This is a genomic window from Clostridium sp., assembly GCF_036639235.1.
GTDB lineage: Bacteria > Bacillota > Clostridia > Clostridiales > Caloramatoraceae > Clostridium_AB.
Window position 1 is genome coordinate 1 of record NZ_JAVWJB010000002.1, and the last position, 18449, is coordinate 18449.

The 18449-nt window shown below is 31.7% G+C and carries 22 protein-coding genes and 1 tRNA gene; 4 read left to right on the forward strand and 19 right to left on the reverse strand.

What is annotated here, in order from left to right:
• Window positions 1–122: 122 nt before the first annotated feature.
• Entirely contained in the window at window positions 123–446 is a 324-nt protein-coding gene (locus tag RR539_RS00740; RefSeq protein ID WP_332474435.1) for a hypothetical protein, read from the reverse strand.
• 198 nt (window positions 447–644) lie between these two features.
• Complete coding sequence (locus RR539_RS00745; RefSeq protein WP_332474436.1) at window positions 645–1433, reverse strand: hypothetical protein; 789 nt, start codon at window positions 1431–1433, stop codon at window positions 645–647.
• A gap of 635 nt (window positions 1434–2068) precedes the next feature.
• Here RR539_RS00745 and RR539_RS00750 point away from each other — a divergent pair.
• Window positions 2069–2150: transfer RNA gene (locus tag RR539_RS00750), tRNA-Leu, on the forward strand.
• A gap of 37 nt (window positions 2151–2187) precedes the next feature.
• Here the strand turns inward: RR539_RS00750 and RR539_RS00755 are convergent.
• Complete coding sequence (locus tag RR539_RS00755; RefSeq protein ID WP_332474437.1) at window positions 2188–2859, reverse strand: CPBP family intramembrane glutamic endopeptidase; 672 nt, start codon at window positions 2857–2859, stop codon at window positions 2188–2190.
• A 217-nt stretch (window positions 2860–3076) separates the two neighbouring features.
• Between RR539_RS00755 and RR539_RS00760 the strand changes: the two genes are divergently transcribed.
• The 3 genes from RR539_RS00760 (at window position 3077) to RR539_RS00770 (ending at window position 5147) form a co-directional block, all read left to right on the forward strand.
• On the forward strand, window positions 3077–4123 hold the full coding sequence (locus RR539_RS00760; RefSeq protein WP_332474438.1) for a helix-turn-helix domain-containing protein: 1047 nt from the start codon (window positions 3077–3079) through the stop codon (window positions 4121–4123).
• Between the two features lie 112 nt (window positions 4124–4235).
• Window positions 4236–4907 (forward strand): peptidoglycan-binding protein, encoded by a 672-nt coding sequence (locus tag RR539_RS00765; RefSeq protein ID WP_332474439.1) that lies wholly within the window; start codon window positions 4236–4238, stop codon window positions 4905–4907.
• Between the two features lie 18 nt (window positions 4908–4925).
• Entirely contained in the window at window positions 4926–5147 is a 222-nt protein-coding gene (locus RR539_RS00770; protein WP_442878374.1) for a holin, read from the forward strand.
• Between the two features lie 45 nt (window positions 5148–5192).
• On the opposite strand, the gene RR539_RS00775 is transcribed toward RR539_RS00770, so the two are convergent.
• The 16 genes from RR539_RS00775 to acpP all read right to left on the reverse strand — a co-directional run bounded on the left by RR539_RS00775 (window position 5193) and on the right by acpP (window position 18342).
• Entirely contained in the window at window positions 5193–5543 is a 351-nt protein-coding gene (locus tag RR539_RS00775; RefSeq protein ID WP_332474441.1) for a YraN family protein, read from the reverse strand.
• Window position 5544: 1 nt separating this feature from the next.
• On the reverse strand, window positions 5545–6312 hold the full coding sequence (locus RR539_RS00780) for a ribonuclease HII (RefSeq protein ID WP_332500162.1): 768 nt from the start codon (window positions 6310–6312) through the stop codon (window positions 5545–5547).
• Window positions 6312–7190 carry a ribosome biogenesis GTPase YlqF gene (ylqF, locus tag RR539_RS00785; protein ID WP_332474443.1) on the reverse strand — a complete coding sequence of 293 codons (879 nt, stop codon included), beginning with the start codon at window positions 7188–7190 and terminating at the stop codon, window positions 6312–6314. Before ylqF ends, RR539_RS00780 begins: the two co-directional genes overlap by 1 nt.
• Before the next feature lie 73 nt (window positions 7191–7263).
• Window positions 7264–7608 (reverse strand): 50S ribosomal protein L19, encoded by a 345-nt coding sequence (gene rplS / locus RR539_RS00790; RefSeq protein WP_332474444.1) that lies wholly within the window; start codon window positions 7606–7608, stop codon window positions 7264–7266.
• A gap of 103 nt (window positions 7609–7711) precedes the next feature.
• On the reverse strand, window positions 7712–8440 hold the full coding sequence (gene trmD, locus RR539_RS00795; RefSeq protein WP_332474445.1) for a tRNA (guanosine(37)-N1)-methyltransferase TrmD: 729 nt from the start codon (window positions 8438–8440) through the stop codon (window positions 7712–7714).
• Complete coding sequence (gene rimM / locus RR539_RS00800) at window positions 8437–8949, reverse strand: ribosome maturation factor RimM (protein ID WP_332474446.1); 513 nt, start codon at window positions 8947–8949, stop codon at window positions 8437–8439. Before rimM ends, trmD begins: the two co-directional genes overlap by 4 nt.
• Window positions 8950–9000: 51 nt before the next feature.
• Window positions 9001–9228, reverse strand: coding sequence for a KH domain-containing protein (locus tag RR539_RS00805; protein ID WP_332474447.1), 228 nt, complete (start codon window positions 9226–9228; stop codon window positions 9001–9003).
• A 17-nt stretch (window positions 9229–9245) separates the two neighbouring features.
• Window positions 9246–9491, reverse strand: a complete 246-nt coding sequence (gene rpsP / locus RR539_RS00810) for a 30S ribosomal protein S16 (protein ID WP_332474448.1) — start codon at window positions 9489–9491, stop codon at window positions 9246–9248.
• A 33-nt stretch (window positions 9492–9524) separates the two neighbouring features.
• Window positions 9525–10865, reverse strand: coding sequence for a signal recognition particle protein (gene ffh / locus RR539_RS00815; RefSeq protein ID WP_332483326.1), 1341 nt, complete (start codon window positions 10863–10865; stop codon window positions 9525–9527).
• A 12-nt stretch (window positions 10866–10877) separates the two neighbouring features.
• The gene (ylxM, locus tag RR539_RS00820; RefSeq protein WP_332474667.1) at window positions 10878–11210 is read right to left on the reverse strand and encodes a YlxM family DNA-binding protein; all 333 of its coding nucleotides are present in this window, start codon (window positions 11208–11210) and stop codon (window positions 10878–10880) included.
• Between the two features lie 75 nt (window positions 11211–11285).
• The gene (ftsY, locus tag RR539_RS00825; protein WP_332474668.1) at window positions 11286–12194 is read right to left on the reverse strand and encodes a signal recognition particle-docking protein FtsY; all 909 of its coding nucleotides are present in this window, start codon (window positions 12192–12194) and stop codon (window positions 11286–11288) included.
• A complete protein-coding gene (gene smc, locus RR539_RS00830; RefSeq protein WP_332474669.1) occupies window positions 12195–15743 on the reverse strand; it encodes a chromosome segregation protein SMC in 3549 nt (1182 codons plus the stop codon).
• Between the two features lie 163 nt (window positions 15744–15906).
• Window positions 15907–16167 carry a stage V sporulation protein S gene (locus RR539_RS00835; RefSeq protein ID WP_332473049.1) on the reverse strand — a complete coding sequence of 87 codons (261 nt, stop codon included), beginning with the start codon at window positions 16165–16167 and terminating at the stop codon, window positions 15907–15909.
• Window positions 16168–16242: 75 nt separating this feature from the next.
• A complete protein-coding gene (locus RR539_RS00840) occupies window positions 16243–17310 on the reverse strand; it encodes an elongator complex protein 3 (RefSeq protein WP_332473048.1) in 1068 nt (355 codons plus the stop codon).
• Complete coding sequence (gene rnc, locus RR539_RS00845; protein WP_332473047.1) at window positions 17303–18022, reverse strand: ribonuclease III; 720 nt, start codon at window positions 18020–18022, stop codon at window positions 17303–17305. Before rnc ends, RR539_RS00840 begins: the two co-directional genes overlap by 8 nt.
• 86 nt (window positions 18023–18108) lie before the next feature.
• Window positions 18109–18342, reverse strand: a complete 234-nt coding sequence (acpP, locus tag RR539_RS00850; protein ID WP_332473046.1) for an acyl carrier protein — start codon at window positions 18340–18342, stop codon at window positions 18109–18111.
• Window positions 18343–18449: the final 107 nt, after the last annotated feature.

Sequence of the window (18449 nt, forward strand, 5' to 3'; positions counted from 1 at the left end):
CTATATTCTTTATTCCCACAACCTACAAACATAAAACTCAATACCATACACATTAAACACATGGTTAAAAATCTTTTCAACATTACACACCCCTTAAACAAATATACTCTTATTACTATTAATTATTCTTTAAACTTTTCATAAAACTCTTTTTTAGCATTATTATTGTAAGTATTACTATTTGCCATATACTGTTGTAAATCTTCTTGTCTTGACATATCCATTTTTGTAAACATTTCATATATTAATCCATATGTTTTTAAATCTTCTTCTAGTGCTGAATGAAGCAAACTACATACGCTTTTATAATCTTCATCAGTTATCGAGTCCCTAAGAGTGTCCACCTTTTTTATTTTGTCTGCTACTAAATCAATATTACTTAAACTTAAATTTCTTACTCTTATATACTCTCTACTCTCCATAGATTGAGAAACATCTTTTAACATGTTATTTGAAAAGTCACCTATATCATCAACTATATATTTTAATTCTTGAATTTTTTGCTTAGATTGTTTATTTATTTCTGAAATATGATTAATTCCAACTACAGAAACAAATAACCCTATTACAATAGATGTAACTATGATAGCCCTTTTATTACTTTTGGCATTTACAATATCATTTTGTCGCTTTTGCTCTTCTTCTTAGATTTTAATAAATTTCACCTTATCTTCTACATACTCCTTAGTATATAGTTTTATCTCCTCTAAATTACGTCCACATCTAACACAACAACCATCTGTATCTTTATTTACCCTTCCACAAATACACATCCATTTATCTTCTAACATAGAAGGATAACATACTGCTTCATTATCTATTACTTGCTTAAGATTATATAATTCTTCATCACTTAAATTAATAGTTGGTACAGTAACTATATTAGGATTTTCACTTTCCCAAACCTCACCATTATCAAACATAACCTTTACTACTGATACATTAATTTGTCTAGTATCTAAATGGTTTGATAATTTAACTACCTTATCATATCCAAAACAATCTCTAGGTGATACAATAACATCTTGTACCATAGAAACTATTTTATTATCATCCCCTACAGGCTCTCCAAATGAGTTAAAACACTCAATTATGTATTTAGTTGCTACAACTGTCTTATCAGAAATATTTCTAAACTTAACTACACAATTTACATCATCTGTACTTCCTATTATTTTGTGTCCTACAATTTCTACTGGAGAATTTAAGTCAACTGTATTAGGTTTGTATAAGTCATCTTTATCACTTAATTGTATTGCTTTTCTTGTGTAATCGGCTTTGCTATTTTCAGGTAATACTATTGCATGTATCATGGCAAAGAAAAATAAGAATACACCATATACATACCATGTAGCAAAGTCCTTTCCCTTCGATTGTGCTATAAAAGCAGGAATTACTCCTATAATCAAAGATATGATTATAAATGTTATCATTTTTACATTTCCCCCTATTAGTTAATATACTAAAATTATACATTGCAACCATTTTAATTACAACATTACCACTATTTATAATATACAATTAATTATTGTAAATTTTATTTGGGGGAGAAAAGTATGTTTACCCCTTTTATCTCAGAAAAAAATGGGGTAACAAATTAAAATAAAAAAGAACAATATTTTTAAAGATTTTCATAATTATCTACATATACAAGTTATTTAAGCACACTCAATAAACACAACTTGGTATTATATATACCAATTGCGTGTACAAAACTTATTAACTTTTTTATGTATTATTCGTGATTTATTTTACTTTCTATAATTTACAATCATAATTTTACGTCAATTAATTTTCAATCATTTGTAATTATTACAATTATTTATATTCATCTAATTTGACTTAAACACTTTAAAGAATTATAATTATATTCGACCTATTATAAAAAATCGAGTGTGTGAATTTGTTCAAAATCGAGTTCGATTTATTTCATACATACTTTAAATCTATTTTAAAAACTTCTTTTAGTAAATATAGAATTGCATAAACTTTAGTATTTTCAATGGTTTATGGAGCCTTTTCATTTTATTTACTATGGTTCATTAATATGCTATAATTTTATTGATAAGCCGATGTGGCGGAATGGCAGACGCACTCGACTCAAAATCGAGAGGGCAACCGTGTGGGTTCGAGTCCCACCATCGGTACCAAAAATCAGCAGCAAGTATAACTTGCTGCTTTTTTATTTTATAGTATTCCAAACAGTATAAACCCTATTGTATTAATTGAGAAATTAGCACACATATGAACAAGCCATGAGGTATATATGTTTCCACTTTTTTCATTAAAGAAGTTAAATATTAACCCTCCTATAAAAAGACCTATAAGAGATAATAGAATAACGCTAATATGGAACCATCCTATCATCATAGCTATATGATAAAATGCAAATACTGCTGAACTAAATATATATGCAAATCTTCTAGAGGCTATCCTCTTTAAAGATAAAAATGCAAACCCTCTAAAGAAAAACTCTTCTAATAGGGAATTTACTAAAGATATATAAATAGCTACCCATATAAAATTTGTCTTAGTAACTCCTACCCCACTTTCAAGACTTGATGTTACGGAAGAAAAATCAAATATTCCTCTAAATAAAAAATAAGCTCCTAATATAAAAACATATATACCTAAACCTAATGCTATAGCTATCTTAATACTATTAAAATTAGGCGTAATCACTTGCTTTAAGCTGCAATCCTCAATAAAACATGAATATAAAATAGGTAATATTAAAAATAATCCTATTTTTACAGCTGACTTTATAGCATATCCTGGTTGAATTATAGCATCTATAATCCCCATTATTACACAGGATATTAAAACAATAATGATAATTCCACTTTTATTACTTCTCATTATATTTCCCCTTATTTTCATATTATTACAAATACATACTACCACAACCTTAAACTTAGTAAAATATATCTTAATAATATAAAGCCTTTAATTAATTTAACTAATGGTTAATTTATTAAACTAATATCTTAATTACTACTCAATATTAATTTTAATATATAAATGATACACTATATATATCAAAAGCTTTTGAAATATATAAACAGGGAAGTGCCAAATGAAAATCAATGAAGTGATTAAAAATAACCGCTTAAAACAAAAACTTACACAGGAACAGCTTGCAACTGTAATCGGTGTATCTACTCCTGCTGTTAACAAGTGGGAAAAAGGAATATCCTATCCTGATATAACTATTCTTTCTCCCCTTGCTAGGATTTTAAAAGTAGATATTAACACCCTTTTATCTTTTAATGAGGAACTATCCGAAAAAGAAATATTTGATTTTATTGAACTTAATATCCCTCTAATACCTGATAAGGGTTATGATTTTATTTTCAATAAATGCATTGATAAAATATCAGAATATCCAACCTGTGAAAAATTAATAATAAACATTGCAGTATCACTTAACGGCTCTCTTTATATGTTTAATATAGAAAATAAAAAATACTATGAGGATAAAATTTATAGTTTGCTTGATAAATGTACTAAAAGTAATGATTCTCAAATTAAATACGATGCAATTTCTATGTTAATTAGTATCTTTACTGAGAAAAAAGACTATTCTAATGCTCAAAAATATATAGATATGCTTCCTGCATCAACCTATGATAAAAAACTTCATCAAGGAAATTTGTATTTATCATCTGGAAAACTAGATATGGCCTGTGAAATTTTTGAAGGTAAACTTATTGAATCTACAACAGATATGTACACAACACTAAACTTTTTAATGGATATTGCTATTAATCAAAATCGAATAGATGATGCTCATTATATAGCTGGAATAATTAAATCTACTACTACTATATTTGAAATGTGGGAATATAATACATTTTCTTCATACTTTCATCTTTATAGTAAATTACAAGATGAAGATAATACTATTAACTCTCTTAAAAACCTTTTAGAATCATCATGTAATATGTGGGACATTTCTAATACTAAACTATACTCCCACCTTAATTCAAAGGACCATTCTATACAAGATAAAAATATATTCCACCAGTGTATTATAAATATTATTCAAAATGATCCTGATGGAAGTTTAGAATTTATTAAAGATAAATCTAAGCTTGAGAAATTATTAAAACAATATATTTAACTTTAAAAGCGGATTGTATGGAAGTTAGCTTCTATGTAGTTCGCTTTTAATTTGTAACCTTTCCTTTGAATTTACATAACTTATAATATACAAAGATAAGGTGGTGTTTTAATTGTCAAAGGATTTATCCCTTTTACATCCCCATGTTAAAGACCTTTGCGAAAAGTTTTTAACAAAATGTAAATCCTCCGGTCTTGATGTAATTATAACTCAGACACTAAGAAGCATTGCTGAACAAAATGAGCTTTATGCACAGGGAAGAACAAAACCAGGTAGTAAGATTACTAATGCAAAAGGCGGATACTCCATGCATAACTATGGCCTTGCCTTCGATATTGCAATTAAAGTTAGTGGAAAAGTAGTTTGGGATAATGACGCTTTGTATGCTAAAGCTGGTAAAATTGGAGAGTCCTTAGGACTTGAATGGGGAGGCTCTTGGAAAAACTTTAAAGATGCTCCCCACTTTCAATGGACAGGTGGTCTTAAAATAGAAGATCTTATCCGTGGAAAACGACCTGTATCACCTATTGGTTCACCCTCAAGTAAAATACCTTTATCTTTATCACCTAAACTTACTAGAACACTTGAACTTACATCTCCTAATATGAAAGGAAATGATGTTTTAGCTCTTCAAAAAAGACTACTTGCATTAGGTTATAAAATTGGAAGTGCAGATGGTATTTTTGGAGATGCAACCAAGAATGCAGTTATAGCTTTTCAAAAATCTAAAAAACTTTCTGCTGATGGAAAAGTTGGACCTGTAACTTGGAATGCACTATTTTAATAGAAAGGAATGATTAAAATGAGTAGATGGAAAAATTATGGTTTATGGATTGCAATTGCATCTTTTATACCATTACTCCTACAAGGATTTGGACTAGACTATTTACCAGGAAATTACGACCAAATAGTTAACTCCTTACTTGGTATATTAGTTATGGCTGGTATAATTAGTAATCCAACAACAGAAACTAAGTGGTTCTTAGATGATAAGTCAACTGATAATTCTCCACCAATAGAATAATTTAGATATAAAACAATAAGAGTACTCAATTAAGTACTCTTATTGTTAGAAAGCATTTTCTATGTGATTTATTCTAAAATTTTCTGATTTGTAAACTTCAATAATATCAAATCTAACAGTATGATCTAAAAGGTTATTATCTTTAAGGTAACTAAATGCTACTGTCTTAATCTTAGATGCCTTCTTAAAGTTAACAGCCTCTGATGGGACTCCAAATCTTAAGCTAGACCTTAACTTAACCTCTACAAATACAATTGCATTATTATATTCTGCTATTATATCTATTTCTCCACTTCTTGTTCTATAGTTCTTATCAATAATATAGTAACCCTTATCTTCAAGAAATCCCATAGCTTTAATTTCACCTTGTTCACCTTTTTGCCTGTTAGTTAGCAATCTACTTCTCTCCTAAAATGTTTTTTATGAAGGTATTTCTGTGTATAGGGGTAGTCCCAAGTAACTTAATACCCTCAATATGCTTACTAGCACCATATCCCTTGTTCGATTCAAAATCATAACCTGGATACTGTTTACCCATTTCCTTCATATAACTATCTCTAGCAACCTTTGCAATAATTGAAGATGCTCCTATAGATATAGAATTGTCATCTCCCTTAATAATAGATGTTTGAGGAATATTTATATCAAGCTTAATTGCATCAAGTAAAAGATAATCTGGTTTAATAGTAAGTGCCTCTATAGCACGAATCATTGCCATTTTTGTTGCATTAAGTATATTATACTTATCAATCTCCTCAGGTGTTGCAATTCCAATCGCATATGTTAAAGCAGTTTCACGAATCTTTATGTCAAGTTCTTCTCTTTGCTTTTCTGAAAGCTTCTTAGAATCCTTAACTCCTAAATAGGATGACTTAGGATTAAGTATAACTGCACTGGCGTACACAGCGCCTGCTAAAGGCCCTCTTCCTACTTCATCAAGTCCTGCAATATACTTATATCCCTTTTTAAATAGCTCTATCTCATATCTTTGCCTAAACTTGTATTCTTTAATCTCTTTTTCAAGCTTTATTATTTTATTTTCTTTCTTTTTAATAGCTGCAATAACACCTTTTCTAGTGTCTTCCTTAAGGACTTCTTTTATTGATTCGAATTCTTCACGGGTTGCATTTTCGATTTTCTGAGAAATCTCCTTAATGCTTTCCATTACTGATTATTTTCCTCTTCACTTTCCTCAAGTCCAGCAGGTGTTTCTAGGGTGATTCTACCAAGCTTACCTGTTCTATATTCATCTAGAACAAGATTAGCTACACGAACCTCATCTATTCCGCCACCTGACACTACACAGCCTCTTTTTCTTCCTATAGCAACCATAGTTTCATATGGGTCCTCCATATTAAGCTCAACATTATATCTTGAAGTTAATATTTCTGGATTTGTTTCTTGTAGGTACTTAACAAAAAAGTATGCAAGTTCTACAATATCAAGTATTTCATCTTTAATAGCTCTTGTAAATGCAAGTCTTTGGGCAACCCTATTATCATCAAATTTAGGCCATAATACTCCTGGAGTATCCTGAAGTTCAAATTCCTTATTAACCTTAATCCACTGTTTGCTTCTCGTAACCCCTGGCTTATCTCCAGTTCTAGCTGTAGACTTACCCCCTATCTTATTAATAAAAGATGATTTACCTACATTTGGTATACCAGTTACCATTGCTCTAAGGGGTCTACCTATAATACCCTTCTTCTCATCTCTTTCTATTTTTTCTTTAACTGCTTCTTTACATATAGCATAGATCTTATTTAGACCCTTACCTGTAATAGAATCTATTGCCATAGCTTCTATCCCACGCTCTTTATAATATTTAATCCATTGGTTAGTAATAGCGTCATTTGCAAGGTCTGCCTTATTAAGAAGTACAACCTTCTCCTTACCTGATATAATCTCATCAAGGTCAGGGTTCCTACTACTAAATGGAATTCTAGCATCAAGTAATTCTATTACAACATCTACTAACTTAAGATTTTCTTTAATTTCTCTTTTAGTTTTGGCCATATGGCCTGGATACCATTGTATATTCATTATTCTTCCTCCTAAAAACCATATATGTAAACAAAATGGGACTGCATATGCAGCCCCATTTCCAAGTAATCAATTACTTTATTAATTCTTTAACCTTAGCAGCCTTACCTACTCTGCTTCTTAGGTAGTAAAGCTTAGCTCTTCTTACCTTACCTCTTCTAGTAATCTCTACTTTAGCGATTCTAGGTGAGTGGATTGGGAAAGTTCTTTCAACTCCAACACCGTATGAAAGTCTTCTTACAGTGAAAGTTTCTCTTAGGCCACCGTTTTGCTTCTTAATAACAGTTCCTTCGAAAATCTGAATTCTTTCTCTTGTTCCTTCAACAACCTTAACGTGCACCTTTATAGTGTCTCCAACGTTAAATGGTGTAAGGTCTGATCTTAGTTGTTCTGCTTCAATAGCTCTGATAATATCCATTAATATTTCCTCCTTATTAGACACTCATAGGAAACAAACGTCCCAGCGGAATGCCCGTAATTGACATTGAAATTATATCACATATAAAATATTATATCAACTTTTATTTGTTTTCAGATAATTTCTTAATAAATCCTATATCTTTTTTTGTAAGGTTAGCCTTCTTTAATAGATCTGGTCTATTCTCATATGTGATTTTAAGGCTCATTTCGTGTCTCCACTTGTCTATATTAGAGTGGTGACCTGATAGTAGCACACTAGGTACTTCCTTGCCTCTAAAGACCTCTGGCCTTGTATACTGTGGATACTCAAGTAAAGAGTTTGAAAAAGATTCATCTTCATAACTTTCACTTTTTGAAAGTACACCATCTACAAGTCTTGAAATAGCATCAATAATAACCATAGTTGGTATTTCTCCACCTGTTAATACAAAATCACCAATAGACATCTGCTCATCTACAAGGTCTAAAACCCTTTCATCTACTCCTTCATAATGTCCACATAAAAATAATACATGATCCTTCTTAGAAAGAGTCTTTGCAGAGTCTTGATTAAATACAGTTCCCCTAGGTGAAAGATATATAGTATATGGCTTATATCCATATAACTTCTCAATATATTCAATAGCATCATATATAGGTTGAGGCTGCATTACCATACCAGCTCCTCCGCCATATGGGTAATCATCAACCTTTTTATGTTTATTAGTAGAAAAATCTCTAATATCATGTACATTAATGCTAATAATATCTTTCTCTTTTGCTCTTTTTATTATACTAGATTCAAAAACATTAAACATTTCTGGGAATAAAGTTAGGATGTCAAACTTCATATTAACCCCTCAAGTATATGAACCTTCATAATTCTTGCTTCAATATCTATATCTAATATAACGTCTTTAATAGCTGGTAATAAAATGTTTTTCTTATGATTTGGGCTCTTAACCTCGTATACATCATTACTTCCTGTTGGAAATACTGATACTAATACTCCAAGTTCCTCACCCTCATCAGTTATAACATTCATACCTATAAGATCTGCAATAAAATAAGCGTCATCTGGAAGCTTAACTGCATTATCTCTATCAACGTATATATACTCTTGTCTAAGCTTTTCAGCGTCATTTACAGTGTTAATTCCCTTAAGTTTAATTACAGGAAACTCCTTAACAAACTTAACTGATTCGATTTCTATCGAATCAAATTTAACCTCATCCTTTGTAGTAAATACGCTCTTTAGCTTAGTGTATCTCTTATAATCGTCTGTTAAAGGATATACCTTAACTTCTCCTCTAACACCATGAGGCTTTAAAATTTGACCAACTTTCAAATAGTTTCTCATGTTATACCACCTTTACATACTAAAAAGAGTTAGGACTACCCCTAACTCTTCTTATACTATATCAACAACTACTTTTTTATTCTCTTTAGTAGCCGCCGCCTTAACAACAGATCTGATCGCCTTAGCAATTCTTCCCTGTTTTCCGATTACTTTCCCCATATCATCAGGATGTACATTTAACTCAATTGTTATAACTCCATCCCTATCTGAAGTAGTAACCTTAACGGCATCTGGATTGTCAACTAGAGCTATTGCAATAGTTTTAACTAGTTCACTCACAGCATGCCACCTCCTAATTATTCTGTTATTCCAGCCTTCTTAAGAAGTCCCTTAACAGTGTCTGAAGGTTGTGCACCCTTAGCTATCCAGCTCTTAGCCTTGTCACCATCGATTTTAATTAATGATGGTTCAACTAGTGGGTTGTAGAATCCGATCTCTTCGATGAACTTTCCATCTCTTGGTGATCTTGAATCAGCTACAACTACTCTGTAGAAAGGAGCCTTCTTAGCACCCATTCTTCTTAGTCTGATCTTTACTGCCATAATATTTTCACCTCCTTGGTAATTTAAAAAGATTTATTTAAATAAAGGAAATTTAAACTTTCCTTTTTTCATGTTTTTTTGCATATCTCCAAATTGCTTCATAAGTTTCTTAGACTGTTCAAATTGGTTAAGAATCTTATTAACATGTTGGATAGTTGTTCCTGAACCTGCTGCTATTCTACGCTTTCTACTTGCATTAATAATAGATGGTTGTTGTCTTTCTTTAGTTGTCATTGAGCTTATAATAGCTTCAACTCTAAAGATTTCTCTTTCATCTATATTAACATCCTTCAACTTACCTGAATCCATACCTGGAATCATTCCCATTAAGTCCTTAACAGAACCTAACTTCTTCATTTGTCTAAGTTGATCTAGAAAATCTTCTAGGTTATATTGCTTTGACATCATCTTGTCATGTAGTTCTAAAGCCTTTTTCTCATCGATGCTCTCTTGAGCCTTCTCAATAAGACTTAGTACATCACCCATTCCAAGAATTCTTGATGCCATTCTATCTGGATGGAATACTTCGAAGTCTGAAAGCTTCTCACCTACACCGGCAAACTTAATAGGTTTCCCTGTTACAGCCTTAACCGATATGGCAGCTCCCCCTCTTGTATCACCATCAAGCTTAGTTAACACAACGCCTGATAAATCAAGTGATTCATTAAAGTGTTCTGCAACATTTACAGCATCTTGTCCTGTCATAGCGTCTATAACAAGTAGAATCTCATGTGGACTTACCTCAGCCTTAACTGACTTAAGTTCATCCATTAAGGTATCATCTATGTGAAGTCTTCCTGCTGTATCGATAATTACTATATCATTACCTTGCTTGCTAGCATTTTCAATACCAGCCTTAGCTATGTCTACAGGAGAAACCTTATCACCTAGTGAAAACACAGGAACTTCAATACCATTACCTAATATCTGAAGCTGCTTAATTGCTGCCGGTCTGTAAACATCACCTGCAACAAGCAGTGGTTTTTTACCTTGTTTCTTAAGATGTAGTGCAAGTTTACCAGCCATTGTGGTTTTACCAGCACCTTGAAGACCTACAAGCATTATAACTGTTGGTGGTTTAGAAGATATAGTAATTTTACTTTCTTCCTTACCCATTAGTTCGATAAGCTCTTCGTTAACTATTTTAACAACATGCTGTCCTGGGGTTAAGCTTTCCATAACCTCCGCTCCAACTGCTCTCTCACTAATCTTCTTTACAAAGGTCTTAACTACTTTAAAGTTAACATCTGCCTCAAGTAAGGCAAGCTTAACTTCTCTCATAGCTTCCTTTACATCTTTTTCAGTAAGTTTTCCTTTTCCTTTTAACTTTTTAAAAGCGTCTTGTAGTTTTGAAGTTAATCCCTCAAAAGCCATACAATGCCCTCCTTACATATTTATAAGCTCATTTAGTATTCCCAGAGCCTTAAAGGAGTTTTCATCGTTATTATCTTTCAAAAGTGTTTCGATTTCTACCATTTTTGATTTCTGGTAGTTAAATCTCTCTACAAGTCCTAACTCCTTCTCATATCCTTTTAAGACTTTTTCACTTCTTTTAATTACATCATGAACAGCTTGCCTTGATACTCCAAGTTCTTCTGATATCTCACTCAGTGACATATCCTCTTCATAATGATAAGACATAATAAGTCTTTGCTTGTCTGTGAGTAATCCTCCGTAAAAGTCTAAGAGAAGTATTACTTCGTTAAAGCTATCTACCATTCTTAACACATCCCTAATTGATAATAACAGATATGATTTGCATCTGTCAAGTATTTTTACTTAACAGATAAAAAATTATTGAAATAGGGCTTCCGCAAATGCCTTTGGATTAAATTCCTGAAGATCCTCTATTCCTTCTCCAACTCCTATCATCTTAACTGGAACCTGAAGTTCACTTGCTATTGACACAACAACTCCACCCTTTGCAGTACCATCTAGTTTAGTAAGTATTAGTCCCGATACGTCTGATACCTCCATAAACTGCTTTGCTTGTAATAATGCATTTTGTCCTGTTGTTGAATCAAGAACAAGGAATGTTTCCTTAAGAGCTTCTGGGTACTCTCGCTCTATTATTTTATTAATTTTTCTAAGCTCTTCCATAAGATTTTTTTTGTTATGTAATCTACCTGCAGTATCACATATTAAAACATCTAATTTTTTAGCCTTTGCTGATTGTACAGCATCAAATATAACTGCTGCTGGATCAGAACCCTCCTGATGCTTAATAACATCAATATTTGATCTTTGTCCCCATACTTGAAGCTGGTCAATAGCTGCTGCCCTGAATGTATCTCCTGCAGCTAGCCCTACCTTAAGACCCTTGTCCTTTAAGTAGTTTGCCATTTTACCTATTGAAGTTGTCTTACCAACCCCATTTACTCCTACTACTAAGTATATAGCAGGTGTTGTAGCTGGTACAACCGTTTTTATATCTTCACCTAAAATTTCTGAAATAATCTCCTGTAATAACCCTTTAACCTCTGTTGATTCTGTAGCTTTTGTTTTCTTAACCTTGTCCTTAAGCATTTCCATAACTTTTTCAGTTGTTTCAAATCCCATATCGGACATAATTAATACTTCTTCAAGTTCTTCATAAAGGTCATCATCTATCTTAGTGTTAAAAGATATTATCTCTTCAACTTTTTCAGTGATTCCTTTACTTGTTTTTTTAAGTCCTTCTTTCAGTCTGTCAAACCAGCTCATTTATTTTCCTCCTTCAAGCTTAAGTGATATCATCTTAGATACACCCTTTTCCTCCATAGTAACTCCATATAGACAATCCGCTGCTGCCATAGAGCCCTTTCTATGAGTAATTATAATAAATTGTGTGTTTCTTGCATACTCTTTTAGGAACTTAGCATATCTATTTACGTTTGCATCATCAAGTGCCGCCTCTATTTCATCAAGTACACAAAATGGAGTAGGTTTCATTTTAAGTATTGCAAAAACAAGTGCAATAGCCGAAAGTCCCTTTTCCCCACCTGATAAAAGTGTTAAACTTTGAAGCTTTTTCCCTGGTGGCTGTACAATAATATCTATTCCTGATGTTAAAGGATCATCTCCCTCCATCTTAAGGTCCGCATATCCACCACCAAATAGTTCCTTAAATGTAGCTGAGAAGTTCTCCCTCATAATCTTAAACCTATCTACAAACTGCTCCCTCATCTTAACAGTCATCTCTTCAATAACTTCCATAAGTGATGACTCTGCATTTTGAAGATCCTCTTTTTGAGTAGTTAAGAATTCATATCTTTCTACTACCTTTTTGTATTCTTCAATAGCATTAATATTAATATTTCCAAGGGTTTTGATTTCCCCCTTAATATCCTGCACTTTTTTTATTTCGTCTTTTATAGATTCTATTGGCACCTTAGCATTTAAAGCCTCTGGAATTGTATATTCATAGTCTTCCCAAAGCTTTGACTTTAAGCCTTCAATTTCTATTTCTAGTTTTGAAGTTTGTATTTCAAATTTATGAATACTTTCTATTAAGGATGTAATAGACTCCTCTGTCTTACTTAGTGATGTTTCTATAAATTCTCTCTTTTCACTACTTTCCTTTTTAGACTGTTCAACCTCATAAATTTTATTCTTCATTGTTATAACAGTTGTTGATATGTTTTGTATCTCAATTATTATTTTCTTAGTTTCATCTTGAGTTGCAACAATTGTTGATTCCATATCATTAATTTTACTTGAGAAGATATTAATCCTTCTTTCATGGGTAGCTTTTTCTCTGTCTAGGGATTCTATTTTATCTTCTATACCCTCAATAGACTTCTTAACTTCTGTAAGATTTATTTTAACCTTAGTAATTCTTTCTTGTACCTCTTCCTTAACTACTCCTTTTTCTCTATGTTTTCCTGTTAATAGCTCTATTTCACTATCTAGTTCCTTTTGCATAGCTAAAAGTTTTTCTTTCTCAGTTGATACACTTTTTAAGAATTCTTTGTTTTTAGATACTTCAATCTCAATATGTTCACCTTCTATATTAAGGTCCTTAATATCTTCCTCTGACAATTCAATATTGCTTTTTGTTAATACTATTTTTGACTTTTCACTATTAAATCTAGATAGTACTTCTTGATATCTTTCTTGAATAGATGCAATACTTTCATTTGAAGATTTAATTATACATTTAATATCCTCTATGCTGCCCTCTACATTTGAAAGCTTATCTTTATATGATTTTATTTCCTCTTCAAGTGTTAATATAGTATTCTTTCTTGAAATAAGACCGCTGTTTTTAAGGTTACTACTCCCCCCTGTATATGAACCACCTGAGTTAATAACATCTCCTTCAAGTGTTACTATTCTAAAAGAATAGTCCGTTGCCTTTGCAATTTCTCTAGCTGCTACTAAGTTATCACAAATAATAACCCTTGAAAGTAAGTTTTTCACAACATTTGAAAATACTTTATCATATTCTACAATATCACTTGCTATACCTTTAAACCCTTTAATAGATTTAATATTTTCTTTAATAAAACTCTCTCTTGATTTAATAACCGTTAATGGATAAAATGTGGCTCTTCCAAGCTTGTTAGACTTTAGATATTCAATAGCATTTTTTGCTATATCCTCATCCTTAACCACTATATTTTGTAGAGCTCCACTTAGTGTTGTTTCAATAGCAATTTCAAAGCCCTTTGGAACTGAAATAATTTCGTTAATTGTTCCAAATACCTTTTCCCTATCTGTATATCTTTTCATAACAGACTTAACAGCACGACTAAATCCCTCCATGTCATTTTCCATGGCAGAAAGTGCTGAGTATTTAGCTTCCCTTTGCTTTAAAGCATCGTAAATACCACTTCTTTCTCGATTTAATGAACTTAGTGTATTTTCATACTCAACTAGTGATAACTTTGATGACTCTATTGAAGCCTTTGAAGAATTTAATTCCTCTTCAATTTCATTAAGATTTTCATTCATTTCCTTAATCTCATTAAGTAAAGCATTTTTTCTCTCAAGTTTAATAGACTTTTCTCTTTCAATTTGAGTTTTTCTATTTTCTAGATTTTTAATATTAATCTCACTTGAATTTTCCCTATTAGAAACCCCACTTAAGTCTTTAAGTATTTGAATCGAATCTGCTTTTTTACTATCTATTAATTTTTCACTTTCGTTAAAGTCTTGATATGTAGCATTAAATTCATTTTCTTCACTTAATAACTTATCTTCTATTTCTTTAAACTTAAGCTTTTCTACAGATAGAAGATTTTTATATTCCTTTGTACTTGAAATAATATTCTTAATCGTAGACTTCTCTTCTTCGATTTCTTCCTTTATTCTTTCCTTTTCCTTAACAAGATTATCATGTCTTTCATTTAGAAGCTTAAGGTTACCCTGCTTGCCTTCAAAGTTTTTTTCCATTTCGTTCATATTCTTGTTAGTTTCACTAAATGATTCCTCAATAGATTTTATCTCTTCTTTTAAAGTTTCATACTGAAGCGTTAATTCAAGCTTCTTCTCTTCATATTGAGATTTTGTATTCTTTAAAGATGCTTCCTCCGCTTTAAGCTTTTTAAGTCTTTCTAATAATTCTCCATAATTATGGGCTATAAGATTAATTTCAGCACTTTTTAAAGAATCTCTAAGTGATAAAAACTTTCTCGCACTTTCACTTTGTTTTTTAAGAGGTTCTATTTGATTTTCAAGTTCTTCTATAATATCATCCACTCTCAAAAGATTTTGCCTAGTATTTTCAAGCCTTCTTTCAGCTTCATTTTTTCTCCACTTATACTTAACTATACCTGCAGCCTCTTCAAATAAATGTCTTCTATCCTCTGATCTTGTACTTAGTATCTCTTCAATTTTGCCTTGTCCAATAAGTGAATATCCATCTTTCCCTATACCAGTATCCATAAACACTTCAAGTATATCCTTTAGTCTACACTGGGTTCCATTTATGTAGTATTCACTTTCACCTGTTCTATATAGTCTTCTTTTAACAGTTATCTCACTATACTCAAAATCAATAAGACCATCTGCATTATCGATTACAAGAGTTACCTCTGCAAATCCAAGTGCTCCTCTTTTTTGAGTACCTGCAAAAATAACATCTTCCATTTTTCCACCACGAAGGCTTTTTGCACTTTGTTCCCCAAGTACCCACTTAATAGCATCTGCTATATTACTTTTTCCACTACCATTAGGTCCTACAACTGCTGTAATCCCTTTTTCAAAATCTAATTCTATTTTATCTGCAAAGGACTTAAATCCTTTAACTTCTATTTTCTTTAGGTACATAACTACACCTCATAATTAAAGTAGGAATTTTAATAAAAAAGGGATTTACCTTGGCAAATCCCTAAAATTCTAATTTAATTGTAATTTTATTATTCTTCATTGTCAACTTAACAAGAAAAATATGATTATGTGCATATAAAAAGGCTGCATATGCAGCCTTTAATTATCTTGCTTCTACTATAAACTTAATAGCAGTTCTTTCTTCTCCCTCAATACTAATTTCAGAAAAAGCAGGAATAACCACTAAATCTATTCCGTTTGGTGCTACGAATCCTCTTGTAATTGCAATAGCCTTAACAGCTTGATTAACAGCTCCAGCTCCAACAGCTTGAACCTCTGCTGCAACTTTTTCTCTAAGTACGGCAGCAAGTGCCCCCGCTACTGCTTTTGGTTGTGATTGTGCTGATACCTTTAATATTTCCATTCTACATGTCCTCCTTCTAAATAGGTATATTACTTATGTAGTTAATATTTCTTTATATTAACAGTAATTCCTTCTTTATGAAGCGAAATTCGAGAAACTTTTAATAGACATATTTCTTTGTTTTTTGCCATCATCAAAGGCTAGTTTCATACCTTCACCTAGGTATTTTTGCCTTACAACAATATTTTTACCCGTAAATTGTCGAATTTTCTCATTAAAATATCTTTTTTTGTCGGCATATAACTTGGAAATATTCCTTGGTGATATAAAAACTTCTATAGATTCTGATTCACTATAGAAATTATCTATAACATAGCCCATCATATCATTTAAAAGCGAGGATTCAACAAGCTCCCTAAATGAGGGATGAAATGGCCCTGCAACAATATCACGTCCTGTATTAATTTGCTCTGTGGTTTGAAGTCCAAGCCTAACTATAGGTATATTAGCTTTTTCAAACATTGTATAAAGCTTACTACAGATACTTACCGCCTCATCTATTGTGTAAGGCGTATATCTTCCTATCTTATAAAGATGTTCCATATAAGTTTCCTTAATTGTTAAGGCTGGATATATTCTAACGAAATCAGCATTAAGCTCTATAAGCTTACTTGCAGTATTAATATCTTTTTCAAATGTATCCCCTGGAAGTCCTACCATCATCTGAAGTCCTAAAGTAAATCTATATTCTTTAATTAGGCTTGATGCATAATTAACATCTTGAGTGCTATGTCCTCTTTCTGAAATATATAATACATCCTCATCAAGGGACTGTACCCCAAGTTCAATTATACCAACGTTATATTCTAAAAGATAATCTAAAATATCCTTGTTTATATAATCTGGTCTTGTAGATAATCTAATATTATCTATTAATCCCTTGCTTAAATACTTGTTAGCCACCTCTAATAAGCTCTTTTGGGTATCTATAGGAATTCCAGTAAAGCTTCCTCCAAAGAAAGAAACCTCTATGTAAGAGTTTTCCCTGTTAATAGTTGACAGGTGAGTATTAATAATCCCCTCTACCTCATCTGGAGTCATAGATGATACTTTACCTGTAATCTTCTTCTGATTACAGAATATACAATCATGTGGACATCCATTATGAGGAACAAAAATAGGTATTATATAATGTTTACTCATTAAAAAACACTCCCATAGAAGCTAAAGCATCCTTAGCAGCACCTTGTTCTGCTTCTTTTTTACTTTTCCCTACACCTTTACCTGTTGGCTTTTCATCTAGGTAAACTTCAACCTCAAAGGTCTTATCATGTGGTGGCCCATATTCCTTAATAACAGCATATCTAATTGGTACAAGTAAACTCTTTTGAACATACTCTTGAAGTCTTGATTTAAAGTCTCTATAGTTATAATTTTCCCCTATAGATTCTATCTTCGGCTCTAAGTTTTTTAATATAAACTTTCTAGCCTCTTCAATACCTCTATCTAAATATATTGCAGCTATAATCGCTTCACAAGCATCTGCAAGTAGTGAGTCCTTCTCTCGTCCTCCTGAAAGTTCTTCACCCTTACCTATTCTTATATACTTATTTACTTTAAGACTTCTAGATATATCTGCTAGTGATGGTTCACAAACAACAGCAGCTCTAATTCTTGTAAGCTTTCCCTCCTGTTTGTTCTTGTATCTTTTATATAGATACTCACTAACAACCATACTAAGTATAGAATCTCCTAAAAACTCTAATCTTTCATTATGATCATCGTATTTTAAGCTAAATTGATTCGCAAATGAACTATGTGTTAGTGCCTTATCAAGCAGTGATGTATTTTCAAATTCTACACCGATTATTGCTTGAAATTCTTTTATTTCTTGTGTTCTAACTCCCTTTGGCATATTCTTACCTCCGTTACCAAAATCAACGGTTCTATATGTAAAAACATATGTATATTTTAAAAGTCCCGAAAAATTCGGGACTATCTTTAGATATTAGCGTTTTCCTTTATGTAATCTACAACATCACTTACTGCCTTAATCTTAGCAACTTCCTCATCTGGAATTTGGATCTCAAACTCCTCTTCAAGAGCCATTACTAGTTCAACTAAGTCAATTGAATCTGCACCAAGATCATCTATAAATGTAGATTCCATAGTGATATCGTCAGCTTCTACACCAAGAACCTCTGAAATTCTTTCTTTTATTTTATCAAATAGCATTCTAGTTCACCTCCCTTCAGTTGTTCAAATATATAATATTACATATTGGTTTACATCGTCAACAATTAATATGTCATTCCTATTAATTATTTATATATGTATATTAG

Bases quoted from the DNA above. Each gene is read 5' to 3' on its own strand.
- RR539_RS00835 (WP_332473049.1), bottom strand. From the start codon at position 16,167: ATGGAAATATTAAAGGTATCAGCACAATCACAACCAAAAGCAGTAGCG.
- RR539_RS00770 (WP_442878374.1), top strand. From the start codon at position 4,926: ATGAGTAGATGGAAAAATTATGGTTTATGGATTGCAATTGCATCTTTT.
- rimM (WP_332474446.1), bottom strand. From the start codon at position 8,949: ATGAGAAACTATTTGAAAGTTGGTCAAATTTTAAAGCCTCATGGTGTT.
- RR539_RS00760 (WP_332474438.1), top strand. From the start codon at position 3,077: ATGAAAATCAATGAAGTGATTAAAAATAACCGCTTAAAACAAAAACTT.
- rpsP (WP_332474448.1), bottom strand. From the start codon at position 9,491: ATGGCAGTAAAGATCAGACTAAGAAGAATGGGTGCTAAGAAGGCTCCT.
- RR539_RS00840 (WP_332473048.1), bottom strand. From the start codon at position 17,310: ATGAGTAAACATTATATAATACCTATTTTTGTTCCTCATAATGGATGT.
- rnc (WP_332473047.1), bottom strand. From the start codon at position 18,022: ATGCCAAAGGGAGTTAGAACACAAGAAATAAAAGAATTTCAAGCAATA.
- RR539_RS00740 (WP_332474435.1), bottom strand. From the start codon at position 446: ATGTTAAAAGATGTTTCTCAATCTATGGAGAGTAGAGAGTATATAAGA.
- RR539_RS00745 (WP_332474436.1), bottom strand. From the start codon at position 1,433: ATGATAACATTTATAATCATATCTTTGATTATAGGAGTAATTCCTGCT.
- rplS (WP_332474444.1), bottom strand. From the start codon at position 7,608: ATGGATATTATCAGAGCTATTGAAGCAGAACAACTAAGATCAGACCTT.
- smc (WP_332474669.1), bottom strand. From the start codon at position 15,743: ATGTACCTAAAGAAAATAGAAGTTAAAGGATTTAAGTCCTTTGCAGAT.
- RR539_RS00755 (WP_332474437.1), bottom strand. From the start codon at position 2,859: ATGAGAAGTAATAAAAGTGGAATTATCATTATTGTTTTAATATCCTGT.
- acpP (WP_332473046.1), bottom strand. From the start codon at position 18,342: ATGCTATTTGATAAAATAAAAGAAAGAATTTCAGAGGTTCTTGGTGTA.
- ftsY (WP_332474668.1), bottom strand. From the start codon at position 12,194: ATGAGCTGGTTTGACAGACTGAAAGAAGGACTTAAAAAAACAAGTAAA.
- ylxM (WP_332474667.1), bottom strand. From the start codon at position 11,210: ATGGTAGATAGCTTTAACGAAGTAATACTTCTCTTAGACTTTTACGGA.
- ylqF (WP_332474443.1), bottom strand. From the start codon at position 7,190: ATGAATATACAATGGTATCCAGGCCATATGGCCAAAACTAAAAGAGAA.
- RR539_RS00780 (WP_332500162.1), bottom strand. From the start codon at position 6,312: ATGGAAAGCATTAAGGAGATTTCTCAGAAAATCGAAAATGCAACCCGT.
- trmD (WP_332474445.1), bottom strand. From the start codon at position 8,440: ATGAAGTTTGACATCCTAACTTTATTCCCAGAAATGTTTAATGTTTTT.
- ffh (WP_332483326.1), bottom strand. From the start codon at position 10,865: ATGGCTTTTGAGGGATTAACTTCAAAACTACAAGACGCTTTTAAAAAG.